The 4,760-nt window shown below is 45.7% G+C and carries 5 protein-coding genes; all 5 read right to left on the reverse strand.

Annotated elements, in window-relative coordinates; genetic code table 11:
• Nucleotides 1-479: hypothetical protein (locus tag BM122_RS20250; protein WP_371264961.1), on the reverse strand; the 479-nt coding region annotated here is incomplete at its 3' end.
• 133 nt (nucleotides 480-612) lie between these two features.
• On the reverse strand, nucleotides 613-1,182 hold the full coding sequence (locus tag BM122_RS20255) for a hypothetical protein (RefSeq protein WP_074907366.1): 570 nt from the start codon (nucleotides 1,180-1,182) through the stop codon (nucleotides 613-615).
• 107 nt (nucleotides 1,183-1,289) lie between these two features.
• On the reverse strand, nucleotides 1,290-2,552 hold the full coding sequence (locus tag BM122_RS20260; protein WP_074907367.1) for a methane monooxygenase/ammonia monooxygenase subunit B: 1,263 nt from the start codon (nucleotides 2,550-2,552) through the stop codon (nucleotides 1,290-1,292).
• The gene (locus BM122_RS20265) at nucleotides 2,552-3,469 is read right to left on the reverse strand and encodes a methane monooxygenase/ammonia monooxygenase subunit A (protein WP_256212256.1); all 918 of its coding nucleotides are present in this window, start codon (nucleotides 3,467-3,469) and stop codon (nucleotides 2,552-2,554) included. Before BM122_RS20265 ends, BM122_RS20260 begins: the two co-directional genes overlap by 1 nt.
• A gap of 183 nt (nucleotides 3,470-3,652) precedes the next feature.
• Nucleotides 3,653-4,465, reverse strand: coding sequence for a methane monooxygenase/ammonia monooxygenase subunit C (locus tag BM122_RS20270; RefSeq protein WP_074907369.1), 813 nt, complete (start codon nucleotides 4,463-4,465; stop codon nucleotides 3,653-3,655).
• Nucleotides 4,466-4,760: the final 295 nt, after the last annotated feature.

Raw genomic sequence — 4,760 nt, forward strand, 5'->3', positions numbered from 1 at the left:
AAGAATAAAGCAGCAGCAGCTGCCAACACAATGATACCGATGATATAAGGTAGATTCGATTTTCCACCTGTTCCCACTGCAAACGGAAAGCGGGAAACATATTCTTCCTTGTCACCTCTTATTGTGACCAGTCCTACAAATTTGCCTGGCTCTGGAAAGGTATGCTCAAAGGTCACCGATCCATTCGAGTACACTTTCGGCGGTATATGAAATATCGTTGATGCATCCAAGTTCTCTTCTGACCCGGTATCACGTATTATTCGCACTTCAGTTGTCATTGGCCGCAGTTCCTCATTGATATAATCCAGTGCAACCACGGTGCGGCCTATCATAGGAATATCTTCACAAAATTCCTGCTCTTGCGTGCTCTCAGGTTGGTAACCCGTAAAATGCATAGTGTAAGGCCCGATCGTAAGCTTGCACATATCCTCAGCCAGTGACAGTCCACCATGCGCAGATAACTGCAGGGAATAGGCCATTCCTAATGCAATTATAACCATGGATTTATAAATAGATTTCATTACGTTTACAAACACTCTTCTTTCCCCCAAGGCGATAATAAAATTTTTATTATAGGATCATTTCTTTGACAAAACACTTACTTTAATCTTGTTAGCGTTGTGGAGTTCGCCATTTGCGCAACCGTTGCAATGGCTTGATTTTATAGATGAGCCATGCCAATAGCAGCAATCCCATTACCGGCACAATGGAAGCACGCAGTAGCTTCATATAATCCACCATTTCAACACGCAGTCGGTATTGATATTTTAGCGGTGGAATGCCTTCTGCCGTCACAATAACTGAATATAACCCCTTTTCCAGGTTAGTGGTACCGTTAATGACACCATCCGGATGAAGTTTCGCAGGTAACTGCAACACGCTTTCTCCATCCGTTTCATTACCGCGATAAACCTTGACTGTGACGGGCATGTTACGAATGGCAGAATCAATCAGATCGATGACCAAATAGGTATCGCCCGCTAATGGGATCTCTGTACAATAATGCGCGCTTTTGTCATATTGTGGCTGATAAGCACTTAGATGCACCATATTTTCATTTATCTGGCGCGTGCATGGGTCTTCTTCTAAAGAAACTTTCCCATGGGCAATTACACTACCCGCGTAAAGCATCGCAACAAGAACGAAAGCCGCAATACCCGCTTGTGTTAATTGCTTTACCACGACAACTCTCCTATTAATGATTAAAACTAGTATGGTTTAAAAAAAAACCGGTACACCTTTCTGTCTCTCGACAGCGGTGCACCGGTTGTGTTGCTTTTTGCTACTTATTAAAGCTTGGTAAAGACCGGGATAACCGCACCAGCAATGCTATTAATGTGGCGATTTCCATCTTCATCCCAAGACATCAACAAACCACCAAAACGGCTTTCCGGGTCACCCAACAGTGCCATCAGACGTTGAATTTCCCATAAGGCGTCCTTGGCTTCCATTTTGATTTCTTTGGTTTCACCAGGCTGAATTGCTGATTCGTCATCAAACGTCAAGCCAATTGCAATCAATTCGCGTGGATAGGATGGATCCAGGTATTGACGGCCAGTGGAGTTGATGAAACGAATGCCCGCTGTGGTGAATTCTCCAAATTTGACTGCGCTGTCACCATTGTTGGTCACTTCCATAGTCACACGCAATGCACGTCCCGGTACGTCGTAGTTAGCGTAAGTTACGCGAATAGAGACTGGGTTTGGTGCAACCGGCAATGGCGCGACTTTTGATTCACCTGCCTGGATGGGCACGGTATACGGATGTTTGGTTTCCGTGTAGCGATAGCTGCCCCATACCAAGGCTATAGTGGCAATGGCAACTCCCCAGGCCAGTTTTGTATCCAGTGGATCAATCATGGGTTCATCACCATAAGCCAACAACACACGGCTGCGTGGTAAGAACATCGGGCGTGCCACAAAAATACCGATCCAGAAGCACGCTAACGTCATCCAGATGATGTGCCAGGTAAGGCCATTGGCAAAGTTGAAGGTTTCGGTATCAACGGTTTCTCCCGTCAATAATTTGACAGGGTTGGTAAAGTCGTCCCAGCTACCCGTGATATTCATCCATGCACCCGGTCCTGCGATCGGGCCGGCATCCTTCACATTCAACATGGCATGCATGTGATGGCGACCTGGAATACGAGCTTTCAGGCTGACTTCAACTTCATAGTCACGCCCAATTTCCATTGGTCCGGCGATGAACCAGGGTTGGCCATTGATCTTGGTGCTCATACGGACAAACACCGGGCTTGGGCTACCTACGTTGAAGAAGGATCGCTCTGGCTTAGCTGCCGCGCGCGGCCAATCCTCCGCCAAGTGGAATTTACCTTTGATCGTGGCAAAGTCATTGACTTTAGTCACTTCTGGTGACCATTTGATGTCATACCATTGTACCGTACGCATCCGCAAGAAGGGTTCTTGCGAACGTTCCCCGTGGGCTGCAACTGGTGTGACATCGACTACCAGACTTACTGCTAATGCCGCTGCTGCGTAAGCGACTCCGTAAAGCCCCAGCACGCTTCGTTTGTATATGTTTTTTAGATTCATTATTTGATCCCCTGTGCGAAACCTTCTTCACCAAACGCGGTAACGTCATCTCTTTGCACGATACGTCCTCTTTTGCCTTTAACATAGTAGAAGGCTGTGCAATAAATTTTACCGAGATACCACCAAACCACGAAGATCAACATAGATACAAACGCTGCGAAGAAGGCAGCAATTACGGTGGTATGACCACCGAAGGTACGCAGTGAGCCTTGCTCAATCATACGGACATATTCCGGTGTACCGGTGCGCACATACAGGTGGCCCATGTAGTCTGCCATTGAAAGCAATACGCCTTCAACTACGACTGGCAAGTGGGTGGGTCCAAAGATGACCCAGTTACCTGGATAGAAGAGCAAACCAAAGAATCCACCGCCGACTAACGCGGTAACCAGCCAGTTACGGGTTAGATACAGGGTGATATCCAGCATCAATGCGCCTGGGAGCATGATGCCAGGGGTTACAAAGTTAATGGGATAGTGTGACCACCAGTAAAAGCCCCAGTAACGTGTTAGCCATTCTCCCACCAACAGACAGACGATACACAGTGTCGCGCCAAACGGTTGACGATAGTTAACCCAAAGGTAATACATGATGGCTGAACAGTAGGTAATGCCGACAATCGGTGTCACGACCGGCCACCATTGACGGTCTTTCCAATCCATCCAGAAATCCCAGTCACCTGCCAGCAACATAAAGTGCATATGGTATGTTCCAACCAGAAGTATGCACAAAATCGGAAAATAGATCAGATCGATTGACCGTGACATGTGGATTGCTTCTGGCGGCATCTTGGCAGCTTTCAGAATGTCCTTCGTTTTGAACATATCCGCAAAGTAACCTTCACCTTTTGACAGCAATGGCACAAATAGAAACAAAATAGGTATGAATAATAGTACCCATATTACATTTTCATTCATAACTCAACTCCCTCCCTTTTTGAAGCTTGTAATATTAAATATGACATGACGATTCCTTTCTTTTCTAAGTGTTTTTAACCGCCGCCTATTTCTCGCATCCCTAACATAGGTCGACTCACTTTTATTTCATTCCTGCTTCTGGTTTGTCAGAAGCAGGAATGATAAGCAGGTTTAAACCCAGAATTAAGGAACAATCCGGTTGTTAAGGATTTCCTTGTTTGAGTTGTTCCAAACTACGTCTGTCAGATTGGAATAACGGGTGATGATCTGAGCTGCAATACCGCCTGAGAATAATCCAGACCATCCCAGAATCACAAAGCCCCAGTGCAATGGTGCACTAAAGAGTTCTTCCATGAACCAGAATGCATGACCCCACTCGTTCAAGCCTACGTTTGGCAGAATCATGAGCGGGCCTGCAATTGCCATTACCAGTGGGAACGAAATTCCTCTGCTGTATAAAGGCAGGCGGGTCATTGCGTACAGGTATGAAGCCACACCGCATACGATGTACATTGGGAAGGAACCATAGAACACGACGACATGGCTAGGGGTAAAACTGGTATCACGTATAATTACCTGGTGCCATGAGGCATCTTGTTCGGTGAAGAAGCTACCACCCCAGTATACGCCAAAGAGGTAGACACCAAGCCACATCATCCAGTAAAAATAGCGTTTGATTTCCAGTTTTGGATCCAGATTGTCCAGTTGTTCTTTGGTATCACGGGTTTTCCAAATCCAGCCCCAGGTAATCAATGCAAATAACGGCATAAGCGTCATGTGAACACGCCACAATCCCATCCATACGCGGTCAAATTCCGGCTCCATTGAGTCCATACCATGGGAATAGGCGAAGGTCCGTTGGTACCAAATCCAGAACATCGCTACCAGCAGCATGATGCCCATTCCAAATTTATACCATTTTGAGTCATACCACAGCGACGTGTCATAGCCTTGGGCGCTTGACGCTGCACTGCCCGTTCCATATGTTGTTGCCATTTATACTTCCTCCTTTTTTTCATTCACTTATAAAAAGTAATATCTCTCTTACAATATTACTCTTACTCGCTACTATCGCATCATCCCATAAAAACCTTCTTGTCTTCAGGGCTTCTCGATAGCTTTCCTCTAAACTACTCTTTTTTTGTTCCAGCTAAAAAGTGCAATACCCTTTGCTGGCTACACTCTACAGGCTAGTCACCTTCATCATTTTAGTCAAGTAGTTTTTCCATATTTATAGCATGGGATTTCAGAAAAAATTAAATTCTATTACTACTTCAATAGTTTGAGTAAA

The organism is Nitrosomonas communis (genome assembly GCF_900114745.1).
GTDB lineage: Bacteria > Pseudomonadota > Gammaproteobacteria > Burkholderiales > Nitrosomonadaceae > Nitrosomonas > Nitrosomonas communis_A.

Bases quoted from the DNA above. Each gene is read 5' to 3' on its own strand.
- BM122_RS20265 (WP_256212256.1), bottom strand. From the start codon at position 3,469: ATGAATGAAAATGTAATATGGGTACTATTATTCATACCTATTTTGTTT.
- BM122_RS20270 (WP_074907369.1), bottom strand. From the start codon at position 4,465: ATGGCAACAACATATGGAACGGGCAGTGCAGCGTCAAGCGCCCAAGGC.
- BM122_RS20260 (WP_074907367.1), bottom strand. From the start codon at position 2,552: ATGAATCTAAAAAACATATACAAACGAAGCGTGCTGGGGCTTTACGGA.